Genomic DNA, 16,469 nt, shown 5'->3' on the forward strand with positions numbered 1-16,469 from the left:
ATTGAAATGCAAAAAAGATATTATCACAAGATTGAGATAATATCTTTTTTTTATGAAATTATACTCGACTTAATATAAAGTTCTTAAATAGCGTTATATATTTATTATCATAAATATCTTTTTTAGTAATCATATATATATCCCATACAAAAGTTTCATCCTTGAACGGAACATAGTTAATCTTACAATTAGGAGTATGAGCAAAATTTATGCTAATACCTATACCTTCATTGCGCTTACTTAAATCATGTATAAGCACTATCTCATCGGTTTCTATAGCTATGTTTGGATCAAATTCATTCTCTAAACATTTAATAAGAAAATTATGACGAAGCTTAGAATGATTACTATTTATAATTATTTTTTCATTCTTTAAGTCTTTAAATTCAATTTTTCCTATGTCACATAAATTGTGATTTTTATTGATAAGGGCATATAGCTTTTTTGATTTAACTAATTGTGAATTAAATTTATCACTATCAAAATGATGAATAGCAAAACCTAAATCAACCTCGCCATTTAATACAGCTTCCTCACAGTTAAAGTCTGTATACTCCTTTATTGTCAATATTATATCTGGGTATAAGTTGTTAAACTCTTTTATAATATCTATAGATAAGGCATTTATAACACCGTAGGAAACCCCAACTCTTAAATATCCTTTATCTTCATCTACCATTTCTTTAATACCTTCTGTAAGAATATCAAATTGATAGACTATAGATATAGCTTTACTTTTTAAATATTCACCATATTTAGTAAGTTCATTACCGTTAGCATGTCTATAAAATAGATCTACATTTATTTCTTTTTCTAAGTTGCCTATAGCTTTACTTAGACCTTGTTGAGATATGTAAAGATTTTTAGCAGCCTTTGAAAAACTACCGTCCTTACAGATTTGTAAAAAATACTTCAAAGTCTTTATATCCATTTAATCACCTTCTTGTTATATATACAAAAAATATCAATAAAATTATAGCACTCTTATAACTGATACACAATTTAAATATTAGGTTAATGTATCAAAGTCTGTATTACTACTGTAAGTTGTATAATACACAACAAACCCTTGTTATTCAAATCTATATAAACTTGCTACAATTCTAAATATAAGATAAATAAATCTAAAACATAAATAAATATAATTTAAAATCGCAATAAATTAGTAGATTAATAAAAAGGGGGATTAGAAATGGATAAGAAATTAATGACTATTGACTTAAACAGTCGCATATTATTAGAAAAAGCTGAAAAAGACGGTGTAGAGACAATGTACGATAGAAAGATAGCTATGAAATCTCAATGTGGGTTTGGTTTACAAGGGGGTTGTTGTAGAATATGTGGAATGGGGCCATGTAGAATAACACCAAAAACACCTAGAGGACTTTGTGGAGCAGATGTTCACACAATAGTAGGTAGAAATTTTGCTAGAATGTGCGCTGGAGGAACAGCAGCTCACTCTGATCATGCTAGAGATATAGCACATACTATGGCTCTAACTAGTAGGGAAGGTAATTATAAAATAAGAGAAGAAGAAAAATTAATAGAATTAGCAAAAGACTGGGGAATAGAAACTGAAGGAAAAGATATATATGACATAGCACATGAAGCTGCAGATGTTGCGTTAATGGAGTTTGGTAAGCCTTATGGAACATCAATATTCTTAAAAAATGCACCAGCTAAAAGACAGGAAATATGGAAAAAACTTGACATAGAGCCAAGAGCAATAGATAGAGAGATAGCTACAGTAATGCATTCAACTCATATAGGATGTTGTGCAGATATAGATAGTTTAATAAATTTATCACTAAGAACATCTATGGCAGATGGATGGCAAGGATCTATGATAGGTACTAAATTTAGTGACATAATGTTTGGAACACCTACACCACAGCAAACAGAAGCAAACCTAGGTGTATTAGAAGCAAACCAAGTAAACATAATACTTCATGGTCATGAGCCTTCATTATCAGAAATGATAGTATTAGCGACAGAAGACCCAGAACTAGTAGCTTTAGCTAAAGAAATGGGAGCAGAGGGTATAAATATATCAGGTATGTGTTGCATAGGTAATGAAATAACAATGAGACATGGTATAAAAATAGCTGGAGACTTCCATCAACAAGAACTTGCTCTAGTAACTGGAGCGGTAGAAGCAATGATAGTTGACGTCCAATGTATATTCCCAGCTCTTAGTAGAGTAGCCGATTGCTACCATACTAAGTTTATAACAACTTCTAAAAAAGCAAAAATAACAGGTTCTATATATATGGAATTTAAAGAAGAAAATGCATATCAAGATGCATTACAAATAGTAAGAGAAGCAGTACTTAATTTTAAAAACAGAGATAAGTCAAGAGTACTTATACCTGAATTAAAATCAAGTGCTACAGTTGGATACAGCGTAGACGCTATAATAAAACAATTAGATAGAGTGGTAAATGTTGAAATAGATAAACAGGGAACTATAAAACCATTAGTAGACGTAATAAAATCTGGAACAATAAGAGGAGTAGTAGGAGTAGTAGGATGTAATAATGCAAGAGTAGCATCAAACTTAGCACATACAACTATAATGAAGGAATTAATAAAAAATGATATCTTAGTTATTACTACAGGATGTGGAGCTTCAGCAGCAGCTAAATTTGGATTAATGAAAAAATCAGCAGCTAAGAAATATGCAGGGAAAGGTCTAGCTACAGTTTGTGAGCTAGTTGATATACCACCAGTACTACATATGGGATCATGCGTTGACTGTAGCCGTATACTAGATGTAGCTTCAGCTATAGCTAACTTTGTAGATATGGATATAAGTGATTTACCATTAGCAGGTGTAGCACCAGAGTGGATGTCAGAAAAAGCTGTTGCAATAGGTACTTATATTGTAGCAAGTGGTATAGATACATATCTAGGGGTAATGCCTCCTGTTGGTGGGTCATCAAGAGCAGTAGAAATACTTTGTGGAGAATTAGAAGATCAAGTAGGGGCATCATTTACAGTTAATGAAAATCCAGAAGAATTAGCAGCTTTAATAATAGCAGATATAGAAAAGAAACGTGTACATTTTGAAAAAATATACGAAGAAAAACTATGTGAAAAAGCAGATGCATAAATATAATTACAAAGGATGATTAACATGAAAATAGCAATAACAGGTAAAGGTGGAGTTGGAAAGACAACTTTCTCATCTAATACTACAAAATAAAGATGTAGTTGTAATGGATATGGAAGCAGGAATAGAGCATCTAGGCAGAGGTACAGCACAAGGAGTTGATGCTTTTATAGTTGTGGTAGAGCCTGGGGAGAGAAGTATACAAACCTATAGAAAAGTTAAGCAACTAGGAAGTGATATAGGCGTTAAGAAAGTATTTGTTGTTGGTAATAAAATTAGAAATAAGGAAGATGAAACATTTATAAATTATAATTTAGAAAATGGAGATTTGCTAGGATTTGTTTACTATAGTCAAGATATTGTAGATTCAGATCGGAGTAATCAATCACCATATGATATAAATAGTAATGCAAAAAATCAAATAAGAGCTATAAAAGACAGATTGATACAACTTTAAACCATAAAAAGTATTTATTTAATATTGCCTATCCTAAACTTTTTTAAAACCATAAAAACTTATCTAATGTAGAAATACATTAATAAGTCTTTATGGTTTTTTTATTCTATGAAAATAACTTTGTTATTTATATAATTTGTAATATGATTATAATAGTAGAAAGTACGAGAGAAAGACTTAGAGAGGGGTAGCTATGTATAAAGAACATATTTTAGTAGTCGAGGATGATGTAGATATAAATAACTTAATTACAAAAACATTAAAAAATAGAGAATTTCAAATAACTCAAGCATTTTCAGGCAGTGAAGCATCACTGCAATTATCGATATGTGAATTTGATATAATTTTACTTGATTTAATGTTACCAGGAATAATAGGGGAAGAATTAATAAAACAAATTAGGACAATAAAAGAAATACCAATCATAGTCATATCAGCAAAAACTTCATTACAAGATAAAATTAAAGTACTAAATTTAGGAGCAGATGACTATATAACAAAGCCATTTGAATCAGAAGAAATTATAGCTAGAGTAAATTCTCAACTAAGAAGATATAGAAAATTTGATATGCAGCTAAATAAAAATAAGGATTATAAATTTAAAGAATTAACTTTAGATGAAGAATCTAGACAGGTAAAAGTTAAAAATATAGATTTAGAATTAACTGCGCATGAATTTGATATATTGTGTATATTACTTAAAAATCCAAACAAGGTATATTCGAGAGAAGCATTATATGAAAGTGTATGGAAGAATGGATACTATGGAGAAGATAATTCTGTCAATGTTCACGTCAGCAATATTAGAAAGAAGATTAAAGAAATATCATTAGATGAAGAATACATAAAAACAGTATGGGGGATTGGATTTAAGCTAAATAATAAAAATCTTTAAACTTTCTTTAAACTTTCTTGAATCTTTATTAAAAATATTTTTGTATCATAGTTATTGTAAGGTTGATTAAGTAACCAATAAGTAAAAATATTTGAATAAGAAGGGAGAATAAGATGAAAGCAGTTATTAAGACTCATAAATTATCAAAAACATATGGAAAAGATACAGTTTTATCAGATGTAAATATTACTGTAAATCAGGGGGATATATATGGATTAGTTGGAAATAATGGGGCAGGAAAGACTACATTTCTAAGAATATTAACAGGTCAATCACAAGCTACTAGTGGAAGTTTGGAGTTGTTTTGTAAATCATCACAAAAAGAATTAAGCTCTGCAAGAAAAAGAACTGGAGCAATTATTGAATGTCCAAATTTTTACCCAAAGCTTACAATTCAAAAAAATATGGAGTACTATCGTATTCAAAGGGGTATTCCAGGTAAAGACAAAGTTGATAAAGTACTTAAAGAAGTGGACTTATTTAATGTAAAGAAGAAAAAATTTGAGGATTTGTCTTTAGGCATGAAACAAAGACTAGGATTAGCTCTTGCTATGATGAATGATCCAGAGTTATTAATTCTTGATGAACCAATCAATGGTCTAGACCCATCTGGAATTGTTGAAATTAGAAATTTACTATTAAAACTTAATAAAGAAAAGAATATTACCATTTTGATTTCAAGTCATATATTACTAGAATTATCAAATATTGCAACTTGCTATGGTTTTTTAAATAAAGGTAAATTAGTTGAAGAATTATCATCTGAAGAACTTGAACAAAAATGCAAAAGCTTCTTAGAAATAAAAGTTACTAATGCTAATAAAGTAGCTGCATTATTAGAAGAGGAACTAGGATATAATGACCTAAAAGCTTTACCAGGTGATGTAATACAGGTATTTGATATTAATAGAGAAGCTGAAAGAATAAGTGAGCTTGTAATTTCTAATAAAATAGGCTTACTTGCCTTAGAAGAAAAGTCTATTGATCTTGAAAATTATTATATGTCTTTGATTGGGGTGGTTGAAAATGCTTAATTATATAAAAAGTGAGTTTTATAGAAATATACATTCTAAAGGAAATTATATTTTCTTATTTGGGAGTATGGCTTTTGTGATTTTTTTAAATGTAGCTTTAGGAATGTTTGCTAATGGACAGGTGAATTTTCCTTATGGTAATACACGTTTTTCATTTAGTAGCTTTTGTGCATCTATGAGTTTTATTATGATAATATGTTTACCGCTTGTTTCAATTATCTATGGTCAAGAATTTAAGCATCATACATTAAAAAATTCGATTTCTTATGGAATTTCAAGAAGTCAAATATACTTTACAAAGTTTTTAATGGAATGTATTATATCTATAATAAATTTGATTTTAATTAGTGCAGCATATATTATAAGTGCATACATTATGCTTGAAAATAGTGGAGTTATATATTTAAATGATTTAATTCGTTCAATAGTAGCTTGTGTTCCGTTATTTTTAGTTAGTGTTATAGTTATTCATTGTTTATATTTTATAGTAGAAAATGAAACAACAGTAGTAGTATATTGGGCAATAATAATGATGGTAATACCAAAGCTATTATCAATGGCAGGACGTAAAATTGAAGTCTTAGGTAAAATAGCTAGTTATATGCCTTTTAATATTATGGGAGCATATAGTTATGATGAATCAACTAAAAGAATGATTATGAATTGGAGTACCCAAGAAGAATTTATAAAATGTTTTGTAGTAGGTATAATAGGTGTATTAGTATTTTATACTTTAGGTCTATTGTTATTTAATAAAAGAGAGATTAAATAAATGGGAGCGTGTAGAAAATGGAATTAATTTTAATTGTTTTATTGGTACCAAGTGTGTATTTTTCTGCACGCTTTTTCTTGCTTTCTAAAAATATAAAAAAAGTAACAGATGATTTTAAAGAGATTTGTGAAGATAGAGAAAGTAATCGTAAGTTGAAATTTGAATCTCCAGACAAAAATTTTGAGAATTTATTAAAAGAGATGAATAATTATTTAGAAGAAGCTCAGGTTGATAAAATTAAGTTTATAAGAAGAGAAAAAGAAATTAGAAAAGAAATTGAAAATATGTCCCATGATTTAAGAACTCCTCTAACTTCTATTCGTGGATATTTAGAGCTTGTAAATGATGAAATTACCACAGAAGAAGAAAAAAGAGAGTATATTTCAATAGTACAAAGAAGATCTAAGGGGCTACAAAACTTGATTCAAACCTTTTATGATTTTTCTAGACTAGAAAATAACGAGTACAATATGAATATTGAAGTGACAGATGTTAATAAGGAACTAAGGGAGCAATTGCTTGTATTTTATAATGATTTTGAAAATAAGGGAATTGATGTAGAAATAAATTTGGATAATAACCCAGTATATATAGACCTTGATAAAAATGCTATAGAAAGAGTATTTATTAATTTAATTCAAAATGTTATTAAGTACAGCAAAACTAGTTTTAAGCTATCTTTGGATAAAAAAGATAAAGAAGTAGTCTTGTCATTTACTAATGATGTATATGATTTAGACAAAGAAGAATGTAAGCTTTTATTTAACAGATTTTATATGAAAGATGCTTCAAGAAATAATCAAAGTTCAGGGCTTGGGCTTACAATTACAAAGCTTTTAGTTGAAGGTATGGGAGGTAATATTGAAGTTGAGATTGAGGGAGATTGGATTAAATTCCAAGTTAAGTTTACAGAGTTAAAAATGTAGCAAAGATTCCTATTAATTTAGATAAGAATCTTTGCTACATTTTTTATTTATAAAGAAATAAAAATACTAATTGTACTAGCCTTAGCAATCGTTAGGTTGAAAATGGTTGCTAAACAAAAAGTTTAAAAAATAAAAAAGTTGTGTATATACAATATATAGTATGTTTATTGAAAAATAATAACTATATATTGTGTTTTCATTTCGAAAATAAAATAAAATATTTAAGATAAAGGTGATGAAATATGAATTGGATAGAACTTAATAATCAAGTTATTATAAGAAATAAAGAAGGTAAGTATCAATTAGAAAAAGACAAAGAAGCATTAGATAATTATATAAAAAAATATATAGATCCTAGATTGAAAAAGTTCAATAGTATAGAAGAAAAGCTATATTATTTAATAGATAAAGACTATTATTCTAAAGATCTAATAGATAAATATAGTATGAAATTTATAAAAAAATTATATCAATATATAAATAATTATGACTTTAAATTTCAATCATATATGAGTGCAAATAAATTTTATCAAAATTATGCACTGAAAAGTAATGATGGAAAAGAAATATTAGAAAATTATAATGATAAAGCACTAATAGTGTCATTAGCATTAGGAGATGGAGATGAAAATCTAGCATTTAAATTAGCTGATAAGTTAGTAAAGCAAGAATTCCAACCAGCAACACCAACATTTTTAAATGCAGGTAGAAAAAGAGCTGGAGAAATGGTATCTTGTTTTTTACTATCAATAGAAGATAGTACAGAAGGTATATCCTATGCAATATCTTCATCAAATCATTTATCAAAAATAGGTGGTGGAGTAGCACTTAACTTATCAAGACTTAGAGCAACAGGTGAGTCTATTAAAGATATAGAGGGAGCAGCAGGTGGAGTGATTGGAGTAGCCAAAATGTTAGAACAGTCATTTAGTTACTTCAACCAAATGGGAGCAAGACAAGGATCTGGAGCTGTGTATTTATCAGTGTTTCATCCTGACTTTGAGAATTTTTTAGATACAAAAAAGATAAATGCAGATGATAAAATAAGACTAGCTACATTGGCTTTAGGAGCTATTATACCTGATAAGTTTATGGAGATAGCCCAAAAAAATGAAGTAGCATATGCATTTTATCCTAATTCAGTATATAAAAAATATAAAGTTAACATAGATGAAATAAGTATGGATGATTGGTATGACAAGCTAGTATTGGATAAGGATATAAATAAGAAAAAAATAAACCCAAGAAAAATGTTAACGAACATAGCGCAAATGCAACAAGAAAGTGGATATCCATATGTTTTGTTTATAGATACAGCTAATAGAGAACATTTATTAAAAGACTTTGGAACAATTAAAATGTCTAATTTATGCTGTGAAATTTTGCAATATCAAAAATCTTCTCAAATAGAAGGATACGGTGGAGTAAATAATTGGGGTCAAGATATAAGTTGTAACTTAGGGTCATTAAATATAGCTAATGTTATGGACAATAAAGATATAGAAAATACGGTAGATACAGCTATAAGAGCATTATCTTTTGTATCAGATGAAACTAATATAAAAGAAGTTCCAACAGTTAAAATAGGAAATGAAAAGTCACATGCTATAGGTCTAGGAGCAATGAACTTACATGGATACTTAGTAAGAGAAGGCATATTATATACATCAGATGAGGCTATAGATTTTTGTAATGTATTTTTTGCTATGATTAGATATTATTCAATTAAATCATCTATGAATATAGCTATAGAAAAAAATAAAACCTTTGAAGGATTTGAAAAATCAGAATACGCTAAAGGTAAAGAAAGTAGTGTGCTTTCAAAGTATTATAAAGAGTCTTATTTACCAAAATCAGAAAAAGTTAAAAAAATATTTGATGGAATTTATATACCTACAAATGATGATTGGTCTAACTTGTTATATGAGGTAAAAGAAAATGGTATATATAATGCATATTTAACAGCAATAGCACCGACACAAAGTATAAGTTATGTTCAAAATGCAACATCAAGTATAATGCCAATAACAGATATTGTTGAAGTTAGAACCTACGGAGACTCAACTACTATTTATCCAATGCCATTTTTAACTAATGAAAACATGTTATATTACCAATCAGCATACAGAATGGATATGAGAAAGGTTATAGATATAGTAGCAGTTGTTCAACAACATATAGACCAAGGTATATCAACAACGTTATTTGTTACAGATGAAAAAACTACTAGAGATATAGCAAAGCTTTATATATATGCATACAAAAAAGGTTTAAAAAGTTTATATTACACTAGAACAAAAATGACTAGAGACAATAATGAGTGCTTAGTGTGTTCAGTATAGGAGGAGAGATATATGACATTTGTATTAAATAAAATACATAAGGCTGTTAACTGGAATAAAGAAGATGATAACTTCACACAGGCTTTTTGGGAACAAAATGTAAAACAGTTTTGGTTACCTGAGGAGATATCTGTTTCTAAGGATATTAAAGTATGGAATGAACTAAGCAGTAAAGAAAAAGAATTATATAAAAAAGTACTGGCAGGGCTAACGTTATTAGATACAAAGCAAGGAAATAATGGAATCCCATCTATGATGAATTTAACAGATAATCTTCAAAGAAAAGCTGTATTATCATTTATGGGAACTATGGAAGAAATACATGCTAAAAGTTATTCATCTATATTTATGACATTGCTTTCAAACAATGAAATAGATGAATTATTTAAGTGGATTGAAACAGAACCTACATTACAAAGAAAAGCTGAGTTAATATTAAAGCATTACGAAAATACTGAAGATGAAGAAAACTTATATTTATCAATGGTTGTTAGTGTATTTTTAGAGAGTTTCTTATTTTATTCGGGATTTTTCTATCCTCTATATTTAGCAGGACAAGGCAAAATGATTGCTAGTGGAGAAATTATTTCTCTTATACTTAGAGATGAATCCTTGCATGGCAAGTATATAGGGCTTTTATCACAAGAAATATATAATTCATTTGATAGAGAAGATAAGTTAAGATTAAAGAATAAAATGTATGAGATTTTATGTAGCCTTATGGAAAATGAGATAGAATATACTAAATGCATATATAAGGAAAGCATCTTAGAGGAAGATGTTATTAATTTTTTACAATATAATGCAAACAGAGCTTTAGAGAATTTAGGGTTTGAGGAACTTTATCATATAGAAAATATAAATCCAATAGTACTAAATGGGTTAAGTACAGAAACTAAGAATCATGATTTCTTTTCAACTAAAGGTAATGGATATCAAAAGGGAATTTATGAAGAATTAGAAGATGAGGATTTTATAGTTTAGGTTATTAGACTATAAGTTTTAGCAATCTATAAATATAAGTTAGAGTAGATAGTGAATATAACCTTAAATTTATATATGCAGATTAAAAATTTGAGAGAGAATTATATAATGATTGGCTTAAAATTTAAAATATTTACTGAAAAATGCGAAATTAGAAGAAACATGTTATAATATAGGAAAATAAAATTAAGTATTTTAAGAAAGAGGAATAGACATATGAGATTTAAAATACCTAAATACACTCATCCAAATTTTGATACAGCAATATTTAAATGTGCACCAAATGTAAAATGTAAGATAGTTGAAAAAGATTGTGTTGCACCAGATAATTATCATGCAATGTCGATTTACCCAGAGTACTTCAAAATAAATGGAGAATGGGTTTTAGCACAAGAAACAAGAATGGACTGTGTAGCAAGGTTAAATAATAAGGGAAAAATAGAAATCGTAGAATTTAGACATTTAAGAGTAGGGGACAGTATTATAGTAGGAAGAACTGAAGATGGTAGCGAAGGTATATATTTACACGTTAGTGGATTTAAGGATGATAAGGTAGAAAAAGAAGCATTTGCATTTAGAGGAGTAAGATCAAGAGAAACTTCTCAAACTATGGATTATGATAATTTATTTGAACTTTTAAAACATGAAAAAGAAAATGGCTATGTAGTTTGGGTAATGGGGCCAGCTGCAGTATTTTCACAAGGTGCTAGAGATTCGTTAACTAAGTTAATAAATTCTGGATATGTCAATGCATTTTTAGGAGGGAATGCAGTAGCAACTCATGACTTAGAAGCAGGAATATATCATACTGCTCTAGGACAAGATATATACACTCAACACTCAGTGAAAGATGGTCATTACAACCACTTAGATTTATTAAACAAAGCAAGAAAATATGATTCAATAGAAAAATTAATAGAAGAAGAAAATATTACTTCTGGACTAATACATTCTTGTATAGCTAACAATGTTCATATCGTATTAGGAGGATCAATAAGAGATGATGGACCACTTCCAATAGTTATACCTAATGTATATGAGGCTCAAGAAGAAATGAGGAAGCATATAAGGAAGGCTACTACAGTTATTTGTATGGCAACTCAGTTACATACAATAGCTACTGGAAATATGACTCCTTCATTTAGAGTTGTTGATGGTAAAGTAAGACCGTTATACTTTTATACTATAGATACTTCGGAGTTTGCAGTTAACAAGTTAAGAGATAGGGGTAGTTTAACTGTTAGAACCATGATAGCAAATGCACAAGATTTTTTACAGAGATTAGCTGATAACTTAGAATAGTAAATCTAAACAGTAATTGCAAAAAAGATATAGATAAGTTTGTTTAAATACAAATGCACCTATATCTTTTTTATTATTCTACTTATACAATTTTACTTAACACTATTAATAACCTCAGGAATTGCCTTTTTTAACAACAAAGTATAAATTTCTAAAATATCATCGTTATTAGCTATATCAACGCCAATTAAATTTTGTAATATCAGTCCATCTATAGTTGCCAATAATACACAACTTAAAGCATTTACCTTAGATATTGTCATATCTTTATAAGTTAAAGTTAATAATTGAGCAACATCTATTATCCATGTATTATATTTAACTATCATCTTGTTTTTAATTTCTTCATTGCCCTCTATGCCTAGAACTGTTAAATATAACTGTATCTTATTTTCTGAGTCTTTTTCAAATCTATCAATAAAACTTTTCAATACATTATCTAAAATATCAGAATTCATAGTTTCACAATTTACAGTTTTATCATGAATATATTCTTCTAGTATTTTATGTGACTCGCTAAGAGATGTATCCATAACTTCATATAATATTTCTTCTTTATTTTTATAATGGTGATATATAGATCCAGTAGTTACACCTGCAAGTTTACTTATTTCTCTTACAGAAGCTTGTTGCAGACCTTTTTCACTTATTAATTCTTTTGCAGATTTTAAAATTCTATCTTTACCTTTAAGGTTCATTAACTGTCACATCCTATTATACATTAATTTATATACACTAATAAATATACTCAATTGGATTGTTATAGTCAATTTAATCATCTTTTATGATAAAGAATCTAATTGACAAGTGGTGTGTAACATTCTATACTCTTATTAAAACATAACGTACGTTATGTTTTGTTAAAAAGTAAACAGAAAAGGGGAGAAATTATGGATACTAGTGTTATAAAATGTGCTGCATCGATGCTTGTTTATTTTACCGTACTTATTTTAATTGTTGAATTTATGCGTACTAAGCATCGTGCCGCTAGTGTTATTTGGGTATTATCATTATTAACATTTCCGTTATGGATAATGGGGGGAGTTGAAGGATGGTTTCGTTGGGCTAAAATACTTAGTGTAATTCTTCCAACTATCATTGTAGGATTTTGCAGGGTTTCTAATGTTGAAGATAGAAAGGGAAAAACGTGGGAATTCTTCCAAAAGCCTTGGATTTTATGGTTTGTTTATTGTATTTTATTCCTAAATATATTTGAAGCAACTATGAAGGATGTTGATTTAGGAAATTATGCAAATGCTGCATGTGGATTCCTATTATGTGTTACTATTCCTTTTGCTCCAAAGTTTTGGGAATATGAAAAATCAGGTAAAGGTGATTTAATAGTTTATACTAGTTTTGCATGGAACTTCTTATATACGACATGGAATCTTTGTTTTGTATATGGTGAAAGTCCAAATTATTTTGCAAGTTCAGTGTGTATATTATTAGCGGCTGAATTATATCCATTATTCAAAAGAAGACATGAGCTGTATATTACAGCTAGGGTATATACATTAGCTACTCATATGATACTTAGATCTTGTTTTGGTGGAGTTATTTTAAAACTTATGGATTCAACATCATGGTTTAGTCCAAATGTTTTATCAACATGGGGAGTAATAAATCTTGTTTTAATAATTCCATTTGTATTTTGGCATATGTGGCAACTTCATACTGGAAAAGCAGATGAGAGCTTCCGTAGAACTAAGCCAAGCACAACTTAATATATAAATTAAAAAATATATATGATTATTAATAATTATATATATTTTTTAGGCATAGATAATATTAGAAAATAAAGTATTTTGAATTTATAAGCAACAACCTAAATCAAATTTAAATGGGGGAAGTCTCTATGGTTAATGAAAAGGTATTGGAACTGGCAAATAAAATTAGTAAAGTAAAACGTAGTTCAAAGAAAGAAATCAAGCCTAATGACTGGGAATATAAAGTTTTAGAGCCTGTAGTCACAGAAGAGATGGCAGAAATAGCACTTTGTTTGGAGTTTCGTAAGCCTATGTCAGCAGAGGAAGTTGCATCTAAGTGTGGTAAATCTGTAGAAGAAACATCTAAAATATTATGGCAATTAGCAATTGATGGAATAGCTTTTGTTAATGAAATTGATGGGGTAGATAAATATTGGTATGAGATTTGGGTGCCTGGACATATGGAAACCATAGTTAACCATCCAAACAGAGAAAACATTAAAGATTTTAAACAAATTGCAGAAGCTTTTGAGGGATATGGATGGAAAAAAGCTCCTATAACAGCTGGTGTCTTTCCTGTAGGGACTGGTGCTATGCGTGTTATACCTATTGAAACAGCAATTGAAGGAGAAACAAGAAGGGCATCATATGAGGAAGTTTCTACTTACTTAAATGAGAATACTTTATTCTCTGTTTCAAATTGTTCTTGCCGTACATCGAGAGAGGCTATGGGAGAAGGTTGTGGTCACTTGAAGGAAGATATGTGTATACAACTTGGGCATGCGGCTGAATACTATATACGTACAGGTAGAGGTAGAAAAATTACTCGTGAAGAAGCTTTTGACATTATTAAAAGAGCTGAAGAAAATGGATTAATGCATCAAATACCAAATACAGATGGTCCAGGAAAAACGCATGCTATTTGTAACTGTTGTGGTTGTTCATGCTACGCTACTAGAATAGCAGGACTGTTCAATAATAATGATATGGTACGTTCAAACTATGTTTCTAAAGTAGATAAAGATAAGTGTGTTGCTTGTGGAGAATGTGTAAGTGTTTGTCCAGTCAATGCATTGAAATTAGGTCAAAAACTATGTACTAAAACACCAATTGTTGAGAAAAAAAGAGTAGACTTTGCACACAACACAGAGTGGGGCGAAGATAAGTGGAATATTGATTATCGTACAAATAGAGAAAACGTTGTCGAAACTGGAACTAGTCCTTGTAAAACAAATTGTCCAGCTCATATATCAGTTCAAGGATATATTAAATTGGCTTCTCAAGGTAAGTATAAAGAGGCACTTGAACTTATTAAACGAGAAAATCCATTCCCAGCAGTATGTGGGCGTATTTGTCCAAGAAAATGCGAATCTGAATGTACAAGAGGGGATATTGATGAACCAGTTGCTATAGATGAAATTAAAAAATTTATTGCAGAACAAGATTTAAATACAGATAGCCGTTATGTACCAAAATTAATGCATGAATATGGGAAAAAAATTGCTGTTGTCGGTGGTGGACCATCAGGATTATCATGTGCCTTTTACTTAGCGACAGATGGTTATAAGGTAACAGTTTTTGAAAAACAGAAAGTACTTGGTGGAATGTTAACACTTGGAATACCATCATATAGATTAGAAAAAGAAGTTATAAATGCAGAAATAGATATTTTAAGAGAACTTGGAGTAGAATTTAAAACTGATGTTGAAGTTGGTAAAGATGTAAGCCTTAAAGAACTAAGAGGTGAAGGATATGAAGCATTCTATGTTGCAATTGGAGCTCAGCTAGGTAGAAAACTTGGTATAGAAGGCGAAGATTCAAAAGGTGTTATTACAGGTGTTGATTTCTTACGTGAAGTAAATTTAGGAAATGAAATGAAACTTGAAGGGGATATAGTTGTAATTGGTGGAGGTAATGTTGCCATAGATGTTGCAAGAACAGCTACAAGAGTAGGAGCTTCAAAAGTTGATATGTTCTGCCTTGAAAGTAAAAAAGAAATGCCAGCACTTGAAGAAGAAATTGAAGAAGCATTAGGTGAAGATATTATAATTAATAATTCTTGGGGGCCTAAAAGAATCCTTCAAGAAAATGGTTGTGTTGTAGGTATAGAATTTAAAAAATGTATTTCGGTTTTAGATAAGGATGGAAGATTTAGTCCTGTGTTTGACGAAAATGAAACTAAAATTGTAAAGGCAAGCCATATTCTGATTTCAGTAGGTCAAGGTATGGATTGGAGTAGTTTGTTAGAAGGCAGTAAAGCAGAATTAAACCCTAACAATACAATAAAAGCAGATTCATTTACTTTACAGACAGGAGAGCCAGATGTATTTGCAGGAGGAGATGCTTTTACAGGTCCAAGATTTGCTATAGATGCTATTGCTTCAGGTAAAGAAGCTGCTATATCAATCCATCGTTTTGTTCATCCTGGACAGAGTTTAGTTTATGGACGTGATAGAAAATCATATCATGCATTTGATAAAGAAAACTTAACTTTAGAAGGATATGATCATATTACCAGAGAGAAAATAGATCATGTAGAAGGAGCTAAGTCAAAAGAAACATTTAGAGATTTACGTTCTACATTTACACAAGATCAAATAAAAAAAGAGACAGAACGTTGTCTTGGATGTGGTGCTACAACTACAGATGAATATCAGTGCATAGGATGTGGTGCATGTACAACTAGATGCAAGTTTGATGCGATTACACTTCATAGAAAATATGATGCAAAAAGTGTACCGATTGAAGAACTTAAGCCAATAATTGTTAAAGCTACTATTAGACGTAAAGGTGTAATAGCTGCTAGGAAATTCAAGAAAATATTTGTAAAAAATTCTTAAATATGAAAAAATTAAATAAAAAATAAAAAAGTGATTGACAATATTTATAATAATATATATAATTTGTTTAACACTTAATGAAAAAACGAAAAATTAAAT

13 protein-coding genes are annotated in these 16,469 nt (G+C 29.3%); 11 read left to right on the forward strand and 2 right to left on the reverse strand.

The genetic code is table 11. The annotated features are described in order from the left end of the window. Positions 1 to 58 precede the first annotated feature (58 nt). On the reverse strand, positions 59 to 931 hold the full coding sequence (locus QOZ84_RS09150) for a LysR family transcriptional regulator (protein ID WP_284132652.1): 873 nt from the start codon (positions 929 to 931) through the stop codon (positions 59 to 61). A 261-nt stretch (positions 932 to 1,192) separates the two neighbouring features. On the opposite strand from QOZ84_RS09150, the gene cooS reads away from it, so the two are divergent. The 9 genes from cooS to QOZ84_RS09195 all read left to right on the forward strand — a co-directional run bounded on the left by cooS (position 1,193) and on the right by QOZ84_RS09195 (position 11,824). Then, positions 1,193 to 3,112 carry an anaerobic carbon-monoxide dehydrogenase catalytic subunit gene (gene cooS, locus QOZ84_RS09155; RefSeq protein ID WP_284132653.1) on the forward strand — a complete coding sequence of 640 codons (1,920 nt, stop codon included), beginning with the start codon at positions 1,193 to 1,195 and terminating at the stop codon, positions 3,110 to 3,112. Positions 3,113 to 3,167: 55 nt separating this feature from the next. Further along, positions 3,168 to 3,569 carry an ATP-binding protein gene (locus QOZ84_RS09160; RefSeq protein ID WP_331496547.1) on the forward strand — a complete coding sequence of 134 codons (402 nt, stop codon included), beginning with the start codon at positions 3,168 to 3,170 and terminating at the stop codon, positions 3,567 to 3,569. A 193-nt stretch (positions 3,570 to 3,762) separates the two neighbouring features. Beyond that, complete coding sequence (locus QOZ84_RS09165) at positions 3,763 to 4,464, forward strand: response regulator transcription factor (protein WP_284132654.1); 702 nt, start codon at positions 3,763 to 3,765, stop codon at positions 4,462 to 4,464. Positions 4,465 to 4,577: 113 nt separating this feature from the next. Continuing rightward, complete coding sequence (locus tag QOZ84_RS09170; RefSeq protein ID WP_284132655.1) at positions 4,578 to 5,498, forward strand: ATP-binding cassette domain-containing protein; 921 nt, start codon at positions 4,578 to 4,580, stop codon at positions 5,496 to 5,498. Next, positions 5,491 to 6,270, forward strand: a complete 780-nt coding sequence (locus tag QOZ84_RS09175; RefSeq protein WP_284132656.1) for an ABC transporter permease — start codon at positions 5,491 to 5,493, stop codon at positions 6,268 to 6,270. The genes QOZ84_RS09170 and QOZ84_RS09175 overlap by 8 nt, the downstream gene beginning before the upstream one ends. A 17-nt stretch (positions 6,271 to 6,287) precedes the next feature. Beyond that, complete coding sequence (locus QOZ84_RS09180) at positions 6,288 to 7,196, forward strand: sensor histidine kinase (protein ID WP_284132657.1); 909 nt, start codon at positions 6,288 to 6,290, stop codon at positions 7,194 to 7,196. A gap of 242 nt (positions 7,197 to 7,438) precedes the next feature. Continuing rightward, complete coding sequence (gene nrdE / locus QOZ84_RS09185; protein ID WP_284132658.1) at positions 7,439 to 9,538, forward strand: class 1b ribonucleoside-diphosphate reductase subunit alpha; 2,100 nt, start codon at positions 7,439 to 7,441, stop codon at positions 9,536 to 9,538. A 12-nt stretch (positions 9,539 to 9,550) separates the two neighbouring features. Beyond that, entirely contained in the window at positions 9,551 to 10,522 is a 972-nt protein-coding gene (nrdF, locus tag QOZ84_RS09190) for a class 1b ribonucleoside-diphosphate reductase subunit beta (RefSeq protein ID WP_284132659.1), read from the forward strand. Between the two features lie 216 nt (positions 10,523 to 10,738). Then, positions 10,739 to 11,824 (forward strand): putative NPN-dependent ornithine cyclodeaminase, encoded by a 1,086-nt coding sequence (locus tag QOZ84_RS09195; RefSeq protein ID WP_284132660.1) that lies wholly within the window; start codon positions 10,739 to 10,741, stop codon positions 11,822 to 11,824. 92 nt (positions 11,825 to 11,916) lie between these two features. Here the strand turns inward: QOZ84_RS09195 and QOZ84_RS09200 are convergent, their stop codons facing one another. Then, positions 11,917 to 12,522 carry a TetR/AcrR family transcriptional regulator gene (locus tag QOZ84_RS09200; protein ID WP_284132661.1) on the reverse strand — a complete coding sequence of 202 codons (606 nt, stop codon included), beginning with the start codon at positions 12,520 to 12,522 and terminating at the stop codon, positions 11,917 to 11,919. 192 nt (positions 12,523 to 12,714) lie between these two features. Here QOZ84_RS09200 and QOZ84_RS09205 point away from each other — a divergent pair, with 192 nt between their 5' ends. Further along, the gene (locus QOZ84_RS09205; protein ID WP_284132662.1) at positions 12,715 to 13,548 is read left to right on the forward strand and encodes a hypothetical protein; all 834 of its coding nucleotides are present in this window, start codon (positions 12,715 to 12,717) and stop codon (positions 13,546 to 13,548) included. A 131-nt stretch (positions 13,549 to 13,679) separates the two neighbouring features. Next, positions 13,680 to 16,370 (forward strand): FAD-dependent oxidoreductase, encoded by a 2,691-nt coding sequence (locus QOZ84_RS09210; RefSeq protein WP_284132663.1) that lies wholly within the window; start codon positions 13,680 to 13,682, stop codon positions 16,368 to 16,370. Positions 16,371 to 16,469: the final 99 nt, after the last annotated feature.

The sequence above is a fragment of the Romboutsia sedimentorum genome (assembly GCF_030131845.1).
In the GTDB taxonomy this organism is placed as follows: domain Bacteria; phylum Bacillota; class Clostridia; order Peptostreptococcales; family Peptostreptococcaceae; genus Romboutsia_D; species Romboutsia_D sedimentorum.

Excerpts from the sequence above, each read along its gene's own strand:
- QOZ84_RS09150 (WP_284132652.1), bottom strand. The coding sequence starts at position 931 with ATGGATATAAAGACTTTGAAGTATTTTTTACAAATCTGTAAGGACGGT.
- cooS (WP_284132653.1), top strand. The coding sequence starts at position 1,193 with ATGGATAAGAAATTAATGACTATTGACTTAAACAGTCGCATATTATTA.
- QOZ84_RS09165 (WP_284132654.1), top strand. The coding sequence starts at position 3,763 with ATGTATAAAGAACATATTTTAGTAGTCGAGGATGATGTAGATATAAAT.
- QOZ84_RS09170 (WP_284132655.1), top strand. The coding sequence starts at position 4,578 with ATGAAAGCAGTTATTAAGACTCATAAATTATCAAAAACATATGGAAAA.
- QOZ84_RS09175 (WP_284132656.1), top strand. The coding sequence starts at position 5,491 with ATGCTTAATTATATAAAAAGTGAGTTTTATAGAAATATACATTCTAAA.
- QOZ84_RS09180 (WP_284132657.1), top strand. The coding sequence starts at position 6,288 with ATGGAATTAATTTTAATTGTTTTATTGGTACCAAGTGTGTATTTTTCT.
- nrdE (WP_284132658.1), top strand. The coding sequence starts at position 7,439 with ATGAATTGGATAGAACTTAATAATCAAGTTATTATAAGAAATAAAGAA.
- nrdF (WP_284132659.1), top strand. The coding sequence starts at position 9,551 with ATGACATTTGTATTAAATAAAATACATAAGGCTGTTAACTGGAATAAA.
- QOZ84_RS09195 (WP_284132660.1), top strand. The coding sequence starts at position 10,739 with ATGAGATTTAAAATACCTAAATACACTCATCCAAATTTTGATACAGCA.
- QOZ84_RS09200 (WP_284132661.1), bottom strand. The coding sequence starts at position 12,522 with ATGAACCTTAAAGGTAAAGATAGAATTTTAAAATCTGCAAAAGAATTA.
- QOZ84_RS09205 (WP_284132662.1), top strand. The coding sequence starts at position 12,715 with ATGGATACTAGTGTTATAAAATGTGCTGCATCGATGCTTGTTTATTTT.
- QOZ84_RS09210 (WP_284132663.1), top strand. The coding sequence starts at position 13,680 with ATGGTTAATGAAAAGGTATTGGAACTGGCAAATAAAATTAGTAAAGTA.